The following is a 15,862-nucleotide window of genomic DNA, read 5'->3' as shown; positions in this document are numbered from 1 at the left end:
AGTCGGATGCGGCGATGAGCGTTCTCGGTGTGGGTATCGACATCGTGTCGATCCCGGAGTTCGGTGAGCAGTTGAAGCAGCCCGGCACGACGTTCGCGGACCGGTTCACGGTCCGCGAACGCCGTGACGCGGCGACGGGCACCGGCGACGAGGCACGCCATCTCGCCGCACGCTGGGCCGCCAAGGAGGCCGTGGTGAAAGCGTGGTCGGTGAGCCGGTTCTCGCGTTCGCCGTTGCTGCCGCTGATCCGTCACAGCGACATCGAGGTGGTCACCGACAATTGGGGCCGCCCCGCGATCCGTCTCGGCGGCGAGATCGGCGAGCTGCTCAAGGACACCCGGCTGCACATCTCGCTCACCCACGACGGGGACACCGCCGCGGCGGTCGCCATCCTCGAAGGTGTCTGATCTCGATACGTAGGCTCGCCACGCTCGCCCGCTACTCGATCGGGGGCTATTCGATCGGCGAGGGTCACCCGAACTCGTCGATCGTGCACGGTTTGCACCGAGCGTGCGCAGCTCATCCCTCGGCGGTCGTCTCCTCGAGGAGGAGGTAGCCGGCGAGCATCCGTTTGAGCTCCGCGACCGTCTCTTCGTGATCGTGACCGTCCTGTACCGAGAAGCTCAGCAGCGAGTAGGCGGTGTGCACCAGCACCTGCGACATCATCTCCCGCCGGCCACGCTGGGTCGGCGTGAGCGGGGCGAGGATGTGCGCCACCTGATCGGCGAGTACGCGCTCGTTGCGGGAGGCGGTCGCCCGCGTCGCCGGTGTGGACTGGACGGCCAGCCAGACGGCGCGCCGCGACGGGTCGTCGCGCCAGAGCGCGGCGAGGTGGTCGAGGAACCTCTCGAGTAGGTGCGGCCATTCGAGCGATGGGATCTCCGACGAGAACGCCGCCAGTTCCTCCCGGACGTCGACGGTGTCCTGTCGGTCGAGTTCGCAGACGATGACGTACTTGTTGGCGAAGTACTGGTAGAGCGTGCCGATCGGCACCTCGGCCCGCGACGCGATCTCCTCGCATGTCAGCGATTCGAACCCGACCTCGATGAGCAGGTCGCGGGCGGCGCCGAGCATCGCGGAGAACTTCTTCTTGCTACGTTCCTGCGTCGGCCGCTTTCGTGGGACCAGCGGCTCGGCGAGTGATGCGGACATCGTCGCTCCTCGAAGCCGGACTCACACGGCGATATCGCGCCGCAGCTTGGCGACGTGCCCGGTGGCGCGGACGTTGTACTGGGCCACCTCGATCTTCGCGTCTTCGTCGACGAGAAAAGTCGAGCGGATCACGCCTGTCACCGTCTTCCCGTACATCTTCTTCTCGCCGAAGGCGCCCCAGGCGGTGAGGACTTCCTTGTCCGGATCTGACAACAGCGGAAACGTGAGGCCCTCGGCCTCCACGAACTTCGCCAGTTTGGCAGGCTTGTCGGGCGAGATCCCCAACACCGCGATGCCGGCGTCGTCGAGATCCTTCAGGTTGTCGCGAAAATCACACGCCTGTTTGGTGCAACCCGGGGTCGACGCCGCTGGGTAGAAGTAGACGATCACCTTTCGCCCGGCGTAATCGGACAAGGACACCGGCGTGTCCTGCGCATCGGGAAGGGTGAAGGCGGGGGCTCGGTCTCCGACGGACAACCTCGGTGTCGCTGGCATACCGCCAGGTTAGTCGATGCCCTTGTCGCCCGGATGCGGCGTGGACGCGCGGAATGTCGGGATCGTTCGATTCCGCGCATGCCTTGTCCTGTGCCGGTCGTCGGCGCAGATGCCTGGTGAGACCGCCGATGCCGTAGTCTCGAGAGGTCGAAACTCAGGCGTCGGGCGGCGACCGGGATGCTGCCGTCAACCGTTCAGATGACGCTGTCAAACACGTATGGGAGGAACCACGTGGCCGGGGATACCGAACGTATCGAGCAGGAGATCGCACAGGCGCGCGAGGACCTGGCCAAGACCCTCGATTCGCTGGCCGACCGCGCGAATCCGCAGCGACTGGCCGACGATGCCAAGAAGAAGGTGATGGCCACGCTCTCGAAGCCCGCGGTGAAGTACACGCTGGCCGGGGTCGGGGTGGTGGTCGTCGTCGTGTTGGTTCGGAAGATCGCGCAGTGACCCACGTTCGTCTGCCCGGCGCAGGCCGGGCGCATCGTCGTGGCGCGGGGGCGGCCTTGGTGGCCACGCTCGCCGTCGTCGCACTGGCGGGTTGCTCGACGGCATCGAGCTATCCCGATGTCATCACCGACGCCCAGAGTCTCGATTCCGTGGCGCAGCCGACCATCTCGGTGACCGGCTGGCACGACCAACCCATGAACGACAAGGCCGTCGGTGTGATGCCCGGCGCGCCGATCACCGTCACCGCCCACGACGGCAACCTGTCGTCGGTCGTGGTGTCCGGGCCCGACGGTCCGGTGCCGGGGAAGACATCGTCGGACGGATCGCGTTGGGTCTCCACCGGCGCCCTCGACTTCGGCGCCGACTACTCGCTGACCGCCGCCGCTCGAGGCGTCGACGGCGCCGGCGCACGGAAGATCGGCTTCACCACCGCCTCGGCTGATTCGCTTGCCGACGCGTCCACCGTGACCGCCGACGGCGAGACCGTCGGCGTGGGTCAGCCCGTGGTGATCAACTTCGACACCCCGGTCGCCGACAAACACAACGCGGAGAACGCCATCAAGGTCACCACGGACCCGCCGGTGGAGGGCGCGTTCTACTGGCTCAACGACAGCATGGTGCGCTGGCGGCCCGAACACTTCTGGAAGCCCGGCACCAAGGTGCACGTGGCAGCCGACATCAAGGGAATCGACCTCGGCGACGGTGTGTTCGGCGAGAACAATCTGGTGTCCAACTTCAAGGTCGGCCGCAGTTTCATCGCCGTCGCCGACGACAAGACCAAACAGCTCACGGTGTCGGTGAACGGCAAGGTGGTCAAGACCATGCCGACCTCGCTCGGCAAGGATTCCACGCCCACCAACAACGGGACCTATATCGTCGCCGAGCGAGAGCCCAGCGTGGTCATGGACTCCTCGACCTACGGTGTCCCGGTGAACTCGCCGGAGGGCTACAAGGAGACGGTCTACGACGCGACGCGAATCTCGTTCAGCGGCATCTACGTCCATTCCGCGCCGTGGTCACTCGGCGACCAAGGCGTCGACGACGTGAGCAACGGGTGTCTGAACGTCAGTCCGGAGAACGCGGAATGGTTCCTCAACCATGCGTTGCGCGGTGACATCGTGATCGCGAAAAACACTGTCGGTCCGACGCTTCCGGGCGACGACGGGCTCGGGGACTGGAACATCCCGTGGTCGGTCTGGAAGAAGGGCAACGCCTGATCGGCCCGGTGCGGAGGAGCCGTCGCGGGGGCGATTTCACTTCTGTCGCCACGACATGTAAGGTTCCTTTTCGCACCGGCAAGCGCCATTAGCTCAATTGGCAGAGCAGCTGACTCTTAATCAGCGGGTTCGGGGTTCGAGTCCCTGATGGCGCACAACACACACGAGAGACGCCCCGCACATCGCGGGGCGTCTTTTGTGTCGCGTGTAACACCCTCGGTTCATCCGAGGGGCCGACTCGGGCAAACCGGTCGCAGGTCGTCTCGTACACTTGTCACCAACCGCGGGTCGGGGACGCGTCATCGTCGACGCGAGCGGTGTGATCGTCGTGGTGGTTACAAGGTTGGAGGATCATGGGGATCAGTCGTACCCGGATGGGGCGTCGTTCACCGCTCGCACTCATCGGCGTCCTCATCGCGGTCGTCGCGATGGTCTCGTCGTGCTCACAGGACCCGACGTATTCCTCGGATGTCGGGAGTTCCAACCTGATCGACGACATGCTCAAGCCGGGTGTGGAGGTCTCCGAGTGGGGTAATCGTCCGCTGGCCGACCAAGCGGTCGGGATCCAGCCAGGTGCACCGATCACCGTCGCCGCCCGCGAGGGCGCCATCACGGCCGTTCGGATCGACAAGGCCGACGGGTCACCGATCAAGGGTGAACTGTCCGACGACGGCACCACGTGGACCAGTGCGGAGCCGCTCGGCTACAACCGGACCTACACGCTGCAAGCCGACGCGGTCGGTATCGGCGGCAAGAGCACCAAGCGTGTCTCCTTCACCACCCGAGCACCGAACAATCTCACACAGGCATACCTGACCCCATCCCCGCGGGAGACGGTCGGTGTCGGACAACCGGTCGCGGTCAAGTTCGACGAGCCCATCCCGGATCGCAAGGCGGCCCAGAACGCCATCAAGATCACCACCGATCCGCCGACCGCCGGCGCCTTCTACTGGATCAGCGACTCCGAGGTCCGCTGGCGGCCACAGCATTGGTGGAAGACCGGAACAAAGGTCGACGTCGCGGTCAACACCTATGGCATCGACCTCGGCGACGGGTTGTTCGGCCAGGAGAACGTGCGGACCAACTTCCAGGTGGGACGATCGATGATCATCACCGCCGACGACAACACCAAACAGGTCAGCTTTGCCCGCGACGGCAAGGTGGTCCGCACCATGCCGACCTCGATGGGCAAGCCGGGGGCGGAGACCGACAACGGGGTGTACCTCGTGTCGGACAAGCACGACCACATCATCATGGACTCGTCGACCTACGGCGTGCCGGTGACCTCCGCCGACGGTTATCGGACACCGGTCGACTACGCGACCCGGATGTCCTACAGCGGCATCTTCTTCCACTCCGCGCCGTGGTCGGTGTGGGCGCAGGGGAACACCAACACCAGCCATGGCTGCCTCAATCTCAGCCCCGACAACGCCCTCTGGGTCATGAACAACACGTTGCGTGGGGACCCGGTGGTCGTGAAGAACACCGACGGTGCGGTCCTGTCGGGTACCGACGGACTGGGGGACTGGAACATCCCGTGGGCCGTGTGGTCGAAGGGCAACGCCTGACCGACGGTCGTCTCGCGACGTCTTCTCACGTGCCGGAACGCGTCGCGGTGTCGTCGTTCCAACGTTGCCAACGGTCACTGTTACGATCGCTGATGACAGTTGTGTCCGACGACAAAAGGTGTGCCCGACATGGCCGAACGCTCCTCCTGGGAAAACGACGATCTCACTGCGCTCCGTGACCTTGCTCGCAGCTTCTGCGAGAAGGAGATCAAGCCGAACATCGAGAAGTTCATCGAGCAGCATCACGTCGACCGCGACCTGTGGAACAAGGCCGGCGACCTCGGCCTCCTCTGCATGTCCATCCCGGAGGAGTACGGCGGAGGTGGCGGCACCTTCGCCCACGAGGCGGTGCTGATCGAAGAGCAGGCGCGCGTTGCCGATTCGTCGTGGGGTGCCAGTCTGCACAACGGAATCGTCGCGCACTACCTGCTCGCGTATGGGTCCGAGGAGCAGAAGAGGACCTGGCTCCCCAAGATGGCCGGCGGGGAAGTGGTGGGCGCGATCGCGATGACCGAGCCGGGGACCGGTTCGGATCTGCAGAACGTGAAGACCAAGGCCATCCAGCAGGGCGACGAGTACGTGATCGACGGGTCGAAGACCTTCATCACCAACGGCAGCCAGGCCGATCTGATCATCGTCGTGGCGAAGACCGATGTCGGCGAGGGAGCAAAGGGCATCTCGCTCATCCTCGTCGAGGGCGACCGTCAGGGCTTCCGCCGCGGTCGGGTCCTCGACAAGGTCGGCCAGCGCGGTCAGGACACCTCGGAACTCTTCTTCGACGGTGTTCGCGTACCGACCTCGAACCTGTTGGGCCAGGACGAAGGACAGGGATTCATCCAGCTGATGCAACAGCTGCCGCAGGAGCGACTCATCATCGCCGTGGCTTCGGTCGCCGGCATGGAGAGCGCGGTCGCCCAGACCATCGAATACACCAAGGACCGCACCGCGTTCGGCCGGCCGATCTTCGGGTTCCAGAACACCAAGTTCAAACTCGCCGAGGCCGCCACCGAGACCAGGATCGCCCGGGTGTTCGTGGACGACTGCATCACCAAGCACCTCGACGGCAAGCTGGACATCCCGACGGTGGCGATGGCGAAGTGGTGGACCAGCGATCGTGCGATGGTCGTGGCCGACGAGTGTCTGCAGTTGTTCGGCGGATACGGCTACATGAACGAATACCCGATCGCGCGGATGTGGGCCGACAACCGAGTGCAGAAGATCTATGCGGGGACGAACGAGATCATGAAGGAGATCATCGCGCGATCCCTCTGAGCGTCGCAGATCGTCGATCAGGCGACGGTGAAGTCCTTCGAGGTGCCGCGGAACGAACGCGTGGATCCGTTGGCAGCCCGGCGGTCTCCGAGGTACCGGATGCGGTGACGGCCGGACGTGCCCGGCGGGATGGTCCACTCGATGCGGATCACCGACGCCTGATTCTGATCGGGCGGTCGACGCCAATGGAGCTCGGTCTCCCAGTCGTTGTCGGTGGCGACGGTGGTCCAGGACGTGCCGTCTCGTCGTTGCACCTCGAGATACGTTCCACCGGTTCGCAGCTTGTTGTTCGGATGGGCACCGACGAATTCGGCGACCGCCACCTGGCCGGGACGGTATCGACCGGCGGGCTGCGTCAGCAGTTCTCCGTATACGTGGCCCGACACCGGACGGTCGGGTGGCACCGGCGGCTGGAGGTCGGGCTGGAAGCCTGACTTGTTCAGCGGCGCGGGACCTCGGCCGAGCGAGGTGCCCGATGCCATTGCGGCCGCGAGCGTGTGGAACTCCTGCATGTACGCCGAGAGGGTCCACCGCCCATACTGCGTCTCACCACCCTCGTACTGCTGTGCGTCATACTCTTCGGGAGTGGTGACGTATTGCGTGTAGGAATTCGAATAGCCCTGCACCAGAACGTTGTCGCGGTCGATCCGCAGCGCGTCGGCGACGACGGTCCGGAGTCGCAGGCCGGCCACGATGGTCACCTCGGCAGGGACCGCGACGAGGACGAGCTCACCGATGCGGAGGATCTGCAGTGGGACGACCTGCGGTATCCACGGGGCCGGCGGCATGATCCCGAGTGGGAACAGGATGAGCTTGGGCGCCTGCAGGTCCCGGATCCATGGGGAGACCGGTGGTCGCCTGTCACCGCCGAACGCCGACACCAGCGGGTTGGTCATACCCTCTTTCAGGAACGGCAGCTGGGATTTCCAGTTGTCCTCCGTACTCGTCGCCGCGGCGGCGGCACCCATCATCGCCGGCGTCGTCGCGGCGGGCTTGCCTTCGGGTGTGTAGGCGCCGTCGATCTGCACCGCGGACATGTCGACGTAGCGCACGATGGAGTCGACACCACCGCGGGTCATCGGCCGCGCACTGTCGAAGGCGGTACGGCCGGCGATGTATTGGCGCTCGCCGATCATCTCGCAACTCCGCTTGTTGTCGGCGGTCGGACCGCCCGGATGCGTCTTCGCCAGGTTGAGATTGGGTGTCATGTCCCCGCTGTTGGTCTGCGGGAACGCTGCGACGAAGCCGGGCTGGGCACTCTCCCAGCGATAGCTGGCGTAGCCCTTGTTGTCGCCGGCGATCAGCCGGTTTCGATCCGTGAGCGATGTGCCGTGGGTGGAGAACCACGTGATGGCGCCGACATCGCTGCCGCCTCGCCGGAACCGCAGCACGGTCACCGCGGGGTCGATCGCCTCGGGGAAGTGTTTCCGTTCGGAGCCGGGGTTCAGGTCGAACGCGACCCTCGATCGGTTGCGGCTCGCGTCGTGCAGTTCCCCGCGGCCTATCGAGAGCGTGCCGGGTGCGAGATCTTTGTGGGCCGCCACGATGGCCTTGTGGATCCCGTTCAGCTCGGCGTCGTAGGAGTTCTTCTTGAAACCGTACGCCGCAAGGGAATACGCGAAATCCCAGGCCGTCCCGCCGCAGGATGCGTGTGAGTGGGTGGCGTTGAGGTTGACGTTGCGCTCTGTGTAGAGGGAACCGAATGTCTTGCGGAGCAGGGGCATCAGGCCCATGTGGTGCGACTCGAAGAGACAGGCGATGTCGGCGGTGACGAACACCACGCGCTCACCGGTGCCGCGATCGACGACGATGTACGCGCGGGCCCAGCACCGCTGGAGCAGCCCGGACGCCACCTGGTCGGCGTCGGAGTAGCCCATCATGCCCTGGCCGGCAATCGCTCCCGTCATGTCGGCGATGCCGCAGCCGACGAGGAGATCGGAGCTCCCATCCGCAGTCGACGACGCGGTCGGCGCGGCCTCCGCAGCGGGATTGCCGGTGAGTGCGATACCCCCGACAGCAGTGGCCGCGGCTCCGGCGAGGAGTTGCCTGCGTGTGACATCCATGATCTGTCCCCCTGTCGATGGCGCGTCGCGATCGGCGCGCCGGCGTTGATCAGTTCGAGCCTGTTCGGGTCACGTGACCGAGCAACAACGTCACAGTCGCGTCGGCGATGCGTTCGCAGACTTCACGATCGCGGGTGTTGAGGTAGGCCAGGGTGATCCCGTCCGTGGCAGCCACCACGAGCGGAGCGAGTTCGTCGGTCGGACGGTCCCAGTCGACCCCGGCCTGCTCGGCGCCCCTGCGCAGGCCGTACGCGATGGCCTCGTAATAGCGGTGGTACATGTCGGTGCCGAGCCGTGCCAGTCCGGCGGTCTGCCTCGCGTACTGGTTGAGCGAGATCATCGCCTGCTCGCGGTCCGGATCGTCGATCAGTCCGTCTATGTACCCGAACAGGCTTTCCCGCAACATGATCCGGATACCGTCGAATCCTTCGATGTCATCCGAGGATGCGGAGGTCAACGCTTCGACGATCACAGACAGTTCGATGTCGGTCCCGCGCTGCACGAGATCGGCCAGCAGGTCGTCGCGAGAGTCGAAGACGTAATGGAAGGTCGAGAGAGTCATCTGTGCCGCACCGCAGATGGCGCGGGTGGTGGCACCGTCGACGCCGTCGCGGGCGATCACCCGGAAAGCCGCGTCGAGCAACAACTCGCGGCGCTTCTCGACGGACATCCTGGCCATGGTGTGCCCCGGCGTCAGCGAAGAGCGGCGAGTACTTCGCGTGCGGCGCGCTCGCCCGATCTCACCGCGCCGTCCATGTACCCGGTCCAGTAGTCCGCGGTCTCGGTGCCGGCCCAGTGAATGGGGCCGACCGGTTCGCGCAGTGCCGGACCATATCTGGTCAACGTACCCGGGGCGCTGACGGCCACCGGGCCGCCCCGCGACCATTCCTCGAGATCCCACTTGAAGACGCCGTGGTCGATGAAGTCGCGAGCCTCGGGACCGAAGAAGTCGACGAAGTTGTCGATGCACTCACGGACGATCTGGCTCTCGGGCGCATGATCGAGTCGGCGCATGGCGTCGGCGGAGATGAATCCCATCAGGATGTGACGGTCTTCGGCGTAGCTCTCGAAGGTCACGTCGATCGGCCGTCCGTTGCCGATCACCTGGCCGGACAATCCTTTGTCCCGCCAGAACGGCCGCCGGTAGAGCGCGGCGAACTTGCTCACCGCACCCATGTGATAACCCCGGCTGAGCGCGACGCGCGCAGCGGGCAACCCGGGACGGTACCTGATCTGACCGGTGATCGCGGGCGACATCGCGACGACCACCTTTCGTGCGCGGAATGTCCCGGCATCGCTGCGGACCGAGGCGATCCCGCCCGTGTGGTCGATGGAACGCACCGGTGCGTTGTACACGACACGCGCTCCCAGCGCGCGTGCCATGCGCAACGGGATCAGCGCCGCGCCGCCCTCGAAGAGACTCTCCTGCGCGCCGCCGTCCGTGCTGAGCAGGCGGATGAGCGTGCCGGGGTTCTTCTCGTCACCGGATGCCGCGATGTAGTTGATGTAGTAGAGGGCGGATACCTCGTCGGGGCGCACCGAGAGCGGTGCCGACATGGCGATGCTCGTCAGCATGCGGGCCGTCGGGTCCGTGGTGACCGAATCGGTGTACTGCTTCCACGTGATCGAATCCAGGTGGCGGGCATTCGGATGCTTCCAGGCTTCGCCGACAGGGAAGGGGAGGAGCGCCTCGGCCTGGGCGCGGGCGAGCGCGGGAAGTGCCTCGAGCGTGGAGAACTCGGCCGGTAGTGGCAGCGCCGCCGGCATTCGCGTTGCGCGGTTAGTGTTCCAGAAGATGCTGTCGCCCTGGTTGTAGGTGCGGATCGTCCGCACGTCGTACTCGCGCGCGAGGGCGGCGATGTGATTCTGCGTCGGTCCGATGAATTCGGCTCCCGCGTCGAGTGTCGCGCCCCGCTTCGGAGTGGTGATGTTGTGCACCCGGCCACCCGCGCGGTCACGCGCCTCGAGCACGATCACAGATGCGCCGGACTCGCGCAGTGTCTTCGCCGCCGACAGCCCGGACAGCCCGCCGCCGACGACGATCACGTCGACGGTGTCGCCCGGAGCTGCGGCCGCGCGACCCGCACCGAGTGTGGCCGCGCCCGCGGTTGCGAGGGCGCCGCCGAGAAAGATGCGACGGGAGATCTCTTGGCTCATGAAGGCTTCCATCCTGACCAGGGACTACTGGAGTCCGCCACCGTGGTACGACGCAACGCTAGGCAACCGCTGTTTAGGTCATTTGACCTGAAGTAACGGCAGGGTAACAGGTTGCTGTGCTGTTCGTCTCCACTGCCCTCGGACGCGTCGCGGATCACTGCGGCGACGGTCGACGAAAACACCCCACCTTCGGCGATCCGCACCCGCTGTCGGGGGTTTGATCGTCGGAGATGGGGCGACTGTGAGGTCGGTCGGCGTGACCCTGCCGGCGGGTCGGCGCCTACTTGTACTTCTTGATGATCTTGGCCGCCTCGTCGGCGTCGACGTTCTTCGCCACGAGCTTGGCGTTCTTCGTCTTTCGGATGGAGTACTTGCCATCCTTTTTCGCGGCGGCCACGTGCAGACCCACCTTCTTGGCGGCCTTGTTCAGATCCTCGAGCATGGGCGGGATGCTACGGGATGGAGGTGAACAGTCTGCGTCGCGGCGTCCGCTGGATCGCCACGATGGCTCTCAGGCGGCGTCGAGAGCCTGGTTGATGGCCGCCAGCAGTGCATCGACCGCATCCCGCGTCGTCGCGTGCGATGTGACGAGGCGGGCCACTCCGGGTTCGGGATGGCCGTGATGGAAGACGAAGCCGTCGCGGACGAGCGCGTCGGCGACGGCATCGGGCAGGTGGCAGAACACGATGTTCGCCCCGCCGTTGCCGCGGACGTGCACGTCCGGTGTCGCGCGTAGGCCGGCGACGAGGTGCTCGGCCATCGCGTTGGCGTGGCGGGCATTGCGCAACCAGAGGTCGTCGGTGAGGTACGCGTCGAGTTGAGCAGACTGAAAACGCATCTTCGAGGTGAGCTGACCTGCCCGTTTGACGCGGTACCCCAGTTCGGTCTCGAACGCGGGATCGAAGCACACCACAGCGTCGGTGGTGAGGCCACCGTTCTTCGTGACGCCGAAGGAGAGCATGTCGACACCTGCGCGCCAAGACATCTCGGCGGGGCTGACATCCAGCGCGACAAGGGCATTCGCGAACCGGGCGCCGTCCATGTGGACCCGGAGGCCGGCGTCGTGGGCGATCGTCGTGAGGGCGCGGATCTCGTCGAGACCGTGGAGGGACCCGCTCTCGGTGGCCTGCGTGATGCTGACGACCTGTGGCTGCGCGCTGTGGATGCTGCCGGCGCCCGCGCGCACGGCTCGGCTCAGTTCGTCGGGATCGATCTTGCCGTCCGGCCCGTCGAGGGGTATCAGCTTGCCGCCCGCGGTGAAGAACTCCGGCGCGCCGCACTCGTCGTAGAAGACGTGGCTCCCACGGTGACAGAGAACCGACCCCCAGGGATCGAGGAGGGTCGCCAGGGCCAATCCATTCGCCGCGGACCCCGTCGAGACGCAGTGCACGGTCGCCGCGTGTTCGAAGACCTCGGCGACCTTGCGCCGGGCTTCGGCGGTGAAGACGTCCTGACCGTACGCGAGGTGGCCGCCTGCGGCCGCGCGCGCGACCGCCTCGACGATCTCGGCCGAGGCACCGACCCCGTTGTCGCTGGCGAACATCCGATCGACCGGGTGGCCGATGAGCGTGGCGTCCGATTCAGGCATGAGCACAGTGTAGGTGGGCCCGACACGGCCTCTGGCCCACCGACGAACAACGCCCCGCCTGCGATGCAGGCGGGGCGTTGTCTCTCGGGGTGGATGACGGGACTCGAACCCGCGACAGCCAGGATCACAACCTGGTGCTCTACCAACTGAACTACATCCACCATCGGCGTCCGTCACCCAGGATCGCTCACCGGGTCCCAGAGCCAAGGTCATACTCTAGCCGGTCGGGCCGCCCGAACTCCAATCGGTCGGCCCTTGGCGTGTTCACGCAGGTCCGAGGTCGGCCACGATGGCGGCAAGGTCGTCGACGTCAGGACCGGGCGCGGCGACGAAGGCGGCAGCCCGGTAGTACTTCAGTTCGCGGATGGATTCGCGGATGTCGGCCAGCGCCCGGTGGGCGAGGCCCTTCTCGGGCTGGCCGTAGTAGATCTTGGGGTACCAGCGACGGCTCAGCTCTTTGATGGAGCTCACGTCGACCATCCGATAGTGCAGGTAGGCGTCGAGTTCCGGCATGTCCCGGGCGATGAAGCCGCGATCGGTGGCGATGGAGTTTCCGGCCAGTGGCACGGCGCCCGCCGTGGTGACCTGGGTGCGGATGTAGTCGAGAACCTGTTTCTCCGCTTCGGCGAGGGTGACGGTCGAGGCGCGTACCTCCTCGGTCAGACCCGACGCGGCGTGCATCTTGGTCACCACGTCGGGCATCGATGCGAGGTCGTCGTCGGATGCGTGGATCACGATGTCCACGCCGTCCCCGAGGACGTTGAGCTCGCTGTCGGTGACGAGGGCGGCGATCTCGATCAACTTGTCCGATTCGAGTCGCAGGCCGGTCATCTCGCAATCGATCCACACCAGTTTGTCCTGCATCCGGTCAACCTTAGTCGTCGGAGCCGTGTGGTCGACGCGCCGCGTGGTATCCGGGTCTACGGAGTCGCTGGGCTGTCGCCGCCGAGTTTCCGGTAGAAACCGCCGACGATCGGGGCGACCACCGCGCGCGGGCTGTACCCCCGGCCACCGACATGGCCTTGGACAGCGCGCCCGGCACCACGCGCATCTTGTTGTGTTCCAGCGCATTGAGGCTCATCTCGGCAACTCTGGCGCTGGAGTGCCACAGAAAATCGGGGACCATGCGGTCGACGATCGAGGCGTTCTCGGGCGCGGGCGTCGACGTACGTACCGGGCCGGGAGCGAGCAATGTGACGTGGACGCCCCGTGCGCCGACCTCGCCGCGTACCGACTCGCTGAAGGTGTTGACGAACGCCTTCGTGGCGGCATAGGTGGCGTTGTTGGGGATGGGCATGTTCCCGGCTGCCGAGCCCACCATCAGAATGCCGCCGGAGCCGCGGCGCACCATCTGCGGCAACACCGCCAGGGTGAGGTCGTGGACCGCGTTCACGTTCAGGCGGACCTGTGCGCGCTCGTAATCGGGATCGAGGTCGCTGACCGAGCCGAACGTCGCGATGCCTGCGTTGTTGCACAGGATGGAGATCTCGCGGTCGGCGAGTTCTGCGCAGAGCACCTCGACCGCGGCCGGATCGGACAGATCCACTGCGCGGACCTCGGCCTGGACCGCATGCTGTGCGCGGAGTCGGGCGGAGAGATCCTCGAGGATGTCGCCGCGGCGGGCGACGAGGACCAGCGAGTGTCCGCGTGCGGCCAACTCCCACGCGAGGGCCATTCCGATGCCCGATGAAGCGCCGGTCACCACGGCTCGAGCGGACTCGTTCGGCGCAGGTATACCCATGACAGAAATCCTAGTCGGGCGCCGACCGAAGGCCGGCGCCCGATGGAGCACAATCGACGGTTGCGTCAGGCGATGCCCGCCGCCACCTCCGTGCCCTGACGGATGGCGCGCTTGGCGTCGAGTTCGGCGGCCAGATCGGCGCCGCCGATGACATGTGTGGTGACCCCCGCCACGGTCAGCGGATCGACGAGTTCACGCACCGATTCCTGTCCCGCGCACACAACGACGTTGTCGACCTCGAGGACGCGCGTCTCGGTCACGGAGCCGTCCTCGCCGCGGAAGCTCAGATGCAGGCCCTGGTCGTCGATCTTGTCGTAGGTCGCACCCGAGATCTGCTCGACGCCCTTCATCTTGACGGTGGCGCGGTGGACCCAGCCGGTGGTCTTGCCGAGTGACTTGCCCTGTCGGCCGGCCTTGCGCTGCACCAGGAACACCTCCCGCACCGCCGGCAGCGGGCGCGGCTTGGTGACGAAGCCGGGCTTCGACAGATCCTCGCTCACGCCCCATTCCTGCTCCCACTCCTTGAGGTTCAGGGTGGGCGACTCGTCGACGGTGAGAAACTCGGTGATGTCGAAACCGATTCCGCCCGCGCCGATCACCGCCACACGCTTGCCGATCTCACGATGACCGAGGACGGCATCGGCGTAGGACATCACCATCGGATGGTCGATGCCGGCGATCTCGGGAATCCGTGGGGTCACGCCGGTCGCCACGATCACCTCGTCGAACTTCGCGTCGATGATCTCCGCGGCGGTGATCCGCGTGTCGAGGTGAACGGTGACGTTGTTGATCTCGAGCTGCCGGGTGAAGTAGCGAATGGTCTCGGAAAACTCTTCTTTCCCGGGAATCCTTGCGGCGATGGAGAACTGGCCGCCGATGTGATCGCCTGCCTCGTACAGGTGGACGTTGTGGCCGCGCTGGGCAGCCGACACGGCTGCAGACAGTCCGGCCGGACCCGCGCCGACCACTGCGATCCGCTTGGCTCGGCGAGTGGCCCCGAGTGTGAGAGTCGTCTCGCGTCCCGCGCGCGGATTGAGCAGGCATGACACCTTTTTGCCGACGAAGGCGTGATCGAGGCACGCCTGGTTGCACCCGATGCAAGTGTTGATCTCGTCGGCGCGACCGGTCTCGGCCTTCGCGGCGAAATCGGGGTCGGCGAGCAGGGGCCGTGCCATCGAGATCGCGTCGACCTTGCCGCGCTCGAGGATCTCCTCGGCGATCTCCGGGGTGTTGATGCGGTTGCTGGCGATCAGCGGGATGGAGACCTCGTCGCGGAGACGCTCGGTGAACTTCACGAACGCGGCACGCGGCACCGAGGTCACGATGGTGGGCACACCGGCCTCGTGCCAACCGATGTCGGTGTTGATCGCATCCACGCCGTACTCCTCGGCCTTGCGCGCCATCAGCGCGATCTCGTCCCAGGTCTGGCCTTTGCGGACGAAGTCGGCGATCGACTGACGCAGGATCACCGGGAAGTCGCGCGGCACCTGGCGACGAATCTCCTTGATGATCTCGACCAGGAACCGCTGCCGATTCTCGGTGGAGCCGCCCCACCTGTCGGTGCGATCGTTGGTGTGCGGGCACAGGAACTGATTGATCAGATAGCCTTCGCCGCCCATGATCTCGATGGCGTCGTATCCCGCCTTACGGGCGAGCTTGGCCGAACGACCGAACGAACGGATGACGTGCCGGATGATCTGTTCGGTCATCTGCAGATGCTTGTAAGGATGGATGGGCGAGGGCTCCGAACCCGCGGCGACCTTCAGCGGCGTGTATCCATACCGTCCGGCGTGGATCAGTTGCATCGCGATCTTGCCGTCCTCGCGGTGGACCGCGCGTGTGATCCGCTGGTGCCGTTTCACATCCGCGACGTTGGTCATCTTTCCGGCGAAGGGCAGCAAGAGGCCGGTGCGTGACGAGCTGAATCCGCCGGTGATGATCAATCCGACCCCACCACGCGCGCGCTCGGCGTAGTAGGCGGCGAGCTTGTCGGTGTCCCACACGCGATCCTCGAGGCCGGTGTGCATGGAGCCCATGACGAGCCGGTTCTTGAGTGTCGTCCCGCCGAGCTGTAGCGGCTCGAACAGTCGTGGGTAGTGCGGATTCGGATCGGCCGTGTGGGCTGACATGGCGGACCTTTCGGGTCGGATGGGTGA

General features: G+C 65.9%; 14 protein-coding genes, 2 tRNA genes and 1 pseudogene. 6 read left to right on the top strand and 11 right to left on the bottom strand.

Annotation, left to right across the window (positions count from 1 at the left end; all coding sequences use genetic code 11):
* Nucleotides 1–14 precede the first annotated feature (14 nt).
* Nucleotides 15–407, top strand: a complete 393-nt coding sequence (locus GTV32_RS06685) for a holo-ACP synthase (protein ID WP_161059463.1) — start codon at nucleotides 15–17, stop codon at nucleotides 405–407.
* 112 nt (nucleotides 408–519) lie between these two features.
* On the opposite strand, the gene GTV32_RS06680 is transcribed toward GTV32_RS06685, so the two are convergent.
* Both GTV32_RS06680 and bcp read right to left on the bottom strand, forming a co-directional pair.
* Nucleotides 520–1,152 carry a TetR family transcriptional regulator gene (locus GTV32_RS06680; protein WP_161059462.1) on the bottom strand — a complete coding sequence of 211 codons (633 nt, stop codon included), beginning with the start codon at nucleotides 1,150–1,152 and terminating at the stop codon, nucleotides 520–522.
* A 21-nt stretch (nucleotides 1,153–1,173) separates the two neighbouring features.
* Nucleotides 1,174–1,647 carry a thioredoxin-dependent thiol peroxidase gene (gene bcp, locus GTV32_RS06675; protein ID WP_161059461.1) on the bottom strand — a complete coding sequence of 158 codons (474 nt, stop codon included), beginning with the start codon at nucleotides 1,645–1,647 and terminating at the stop codon, nucleotides 1,174–1,176.
* A 231-nt stretch (nucleotides 1,648–1,878) separates the two neighbouring features.
* On the opposite strand from bcp, the gene GTV32_RS06670 reads away from it, so the two are divergent.
* The 5 genes from GTV32_RS06670 to GTV32_RS06650 all read left to right on the top strand — a co-directional run bounded on the left by GTV32_RS06670 (nucleotide 1,879) and on the right by GTV32_RS06650 (nucleotide 6,157).
* The gene (locus tag GTV32_RS06670; protein WP_161059460.1) at nucleotides 1,879–2,100 is read left to right on the top strand and encodes a DUF3618 domain-containing protein; all 222 of its coding nucleotides are present in this window, start codon (nucleotides 1,879–1,881) and stop codon (nucleotides 2,098–2,100) included.
* Nucleotides 2,101–2,156: 56 nt separating this feature from the next.
* Nucleotides 2,157–3,317, top strand: a complete 1,161-nt coding sequence (locus GTV32_RS06665; protein WP_237421728.1) for an Ig-like domain-containing protein — start codon at nucleotides 2,157–2,159, stop codon at nucleotides 3,315–3,317.
* A gap of 82 nt (nucleotides 3,318–3,399) precedes the next feature.
* Nucleotides 3,400–3,472 (top strand) — tRNA-Lys (locus tag GTV32_RS06660).
* Nucleotides 3,473–3,670: 198 nt separating this feature from the next.
* Nucleotides 3,671–4,885, top strand: coding sequence for an Ig-like domain-containing protein (locus GTV32_RS06655; protein WP_161059459.1), 1,215 nt, complete (start codon nucleotides 3,671–3,673; stop codon nucleotides 4,883–4,885).
* Between the two features lie 129 nt (nucleotides 4,886–5,014).
* Nucleotides 5,015–6,157, top strand: a complete 1,143-nt coding sequence (locus tag GTV32_RS06650) for an acyl-CoA dehydrogenase family protein (RefSeq protein WP_161059458.1) — start codon at nucleotides 5,015–5,017, stop codon at nucleotides 6,155–6,157.
* Nucleotides 6,158–6,174: 17 nt separating this feature from the next.
* On the opposite strand, the gene GTV32_RS06645 is transcribed toward GTV32_RS06650, so the two are convergent.
* From GTV32_RS06645 to GTV32_RS06610, 9 genes and pseudogenes are all read right to left on the bottom strand, one after another.
* A complete protein-coding gene (locus tag GTV32_RS06645; RefSeq protein WP_161059457.1) occupies nucleotides 6,175–8,220 on the bottom strand; it encodes a neutral/alkaline ceramidase in 2,046 nt (681 codons plus the stop codon).
* Between the two features lie 49 nt (nucleotides 8,221–8,269).
* On the bottom strand, nucleotides 8,270–8,890 hold the full coding sequence (locus tag GTV32_RS06640) for a TetR/AcrR family transcriptional regulator (RefSeq protein ID WP_202421667.1): 621 nt from the start codon (nucleotides 8,888–8,890) through the stop codon (nucleotides 8,270–8,272).
* Nucleotides 8,891–8,913: 23 nt separating this feature from the next.
* The gene (locus tag GTV32_RS06635) at nucleotides 8,914–10,377 is read right to left on the bottom strand and encodes an FAD-dependent oxidoreductase (protein WP_161059455.1); all 1,464 of its coding nucleotides are present in this window, start codon (nucleotides 10,375–10,377) and stop codon (nucleotides 8,914–8,916) included.
* Between the two features lie 280 nt (nucleotides 10,378–10,657).
* On the bottom strand, nucleotides 10,658–10,819 hold the full coding sequence (locus GTV32_RS23120; protein WP_190268129.1) for a hypothetical protein: 162 nt from the start codon (nucleotides 10,817–10,819) through the stop codon (nucleotides 10,658–10,660).
* Nucleotides 10,820–10,888: 69 nt separating this feature from the next.
* Nucleotides 10,889–11,965: a low specificity L-threonine aldolase gene (locus tag GTV32_RS06630; RefSeq protein WP_161059454.1), complete on the bottom strand. Its 1,077-nt coding sequence runs from the start codon at nucleotides 11,963–11,965 to the stop codon at nucleotides 10,889–10,891.
* Nucleotides 11,966–12,053: 88 nt separating this feature from the next.
* Nucleotides 12,054–12,126 (bottom strand) — tRNA-His (locus GTV32_RS06625).
* Between the two features lie 103 nt (nucleotides 12,127–12,229).
* Nucleotides 12,230–12,829, bottom strand: a complete 600-nt coding sequence (gene orn / locus GTV32_RS06620; protein ID WP_161059453.1) for an oligoribonuclease — start codon at nucleotides 12,827–12,829, stop codon at nucleotides 12,230–12,232.
* Nucleotides 12,830–12,885: 56 nt separating this feature from the next.
* Nucleotides 12,886–13,706, bottom strand: a pseudogene (cmrA, locus tag GTV32_RS06615) (mycolate reductase).
* A 65-nt stretch (nucleotides 13,707–13,771) separates the two neighbouring features.
* Complete coding sequence (locus tag GTV32_RS06610; protein ID WP_161059452.1) at nucleotides 13,772–15,835, bottom strand: NADPH-dependent 2,4-dienoyl-CoA reductase; 2,064 nt, start codon at nucleotides 15,833–15,835, stop codon at nucleotides 13,772–13,774.
* Nucleotides 15,836–15,862: the final 27 nt, after the last annotated feature.

This window comes from Gordonia sp. SID5947 (genome assembly GCF_009862785.1).
GTDB lineage: Bacteria > Actinomycetota > Actinomycetes > Mycobacteriales > Mycobacteriaceae > Gordonia.
This window is presented reverse-complemented; position numbering and strand designations above follow the sequence as displayed.

Excerpts from the sequence above, each read along its gene's own strand:
- GTV32_RS06680 (WP_161059462.1), bottom strand. The coding sequence starts at position 1,152 with ATGTCCGCATCACTCGCCGAGCCGCTGGTCCCACGAAAGCGGCCGACG.
- GTV32_RS06610 (WP_161059452.1), bottom strand. The coding sequence starts at position 15,835 with ATGTCAGCCCACACGGCCGATCCGAATCCGCACTACCCACGACTGTTC.
- GTV32_RS06640 (WP_202421667.1), bottom strand. The coding sequence starts at position 8,890 with ATGTCCGTCGAGAAGCGCCGCGAGTTGTTGCTCGACGCGGCTTTCCGG.
- GTV32_RS06685 (WP_161059463.1), top strand. The coding sequence starts at position 15 with ATGAGCGTTCTCGGTGTGGGTATCGACATCGTGTCGATCCCGGAGTTC.
- GTV32_RS06635 (WP_161059455.1), bottom strand. The coding sequence starts at position 10,377 with ATGAGCCAAGAGATCTCCCGTCGCATCTTTCTCGGCGGCGCCCTCGCA.
- orn (WP_161059453.1), bottom strand. The coding sequence starts at position 12,829 with ATGCAGGACAAACTGGTGTGGATCGATTGCGAGATGACCGGCCTGCGA.
- GTV32_RS06650 (WP_161059458.1), top strand. The coding sequence starts at position 5,015 with ATGGCCGAACGCTCCTCCTGGGAAAACGACGATCTCACTGCGCTCCGT.
- GTV32_RS06630 (WP_161059454.1), bottom strand. The coding sequence starts at position 11,965 with ATGCCTGAATCGGACGCCACGCTCATCGGCCACCCGGTCGATCGGATG.
- GTV32_RS23120 (WP_190268129.1), bottom strand. The coding sequence starts at position 10,819 with ATGCTCGAGGATCTGAACAAGGCCGCCAAGAAGGTGGGTCTGCACGTG.
- GTV32_RS06645 (WP_161059457.1), bottom strand. The coding sequence starts at position 8,220 with ATGGATGTCACACGCAGGCAACTCCTCGCCGGAGCCGCGGCCACTGCT.
- GTV32_RS06655 (WP_161059459.1), top strand. The coding sequence starts at position 3,671 with ATGGGGATCAGTCGTACCCGGATGGGGCGTCGTTCACCGCTCGCACTC.
- bcp (WP_161059461.1), bottom strand. The coding sequence starts at position 1,647 with ATGCCAGCGACACCGAGGTTGTCCGTCGGAGACCGAGCCCCCGCCTTC.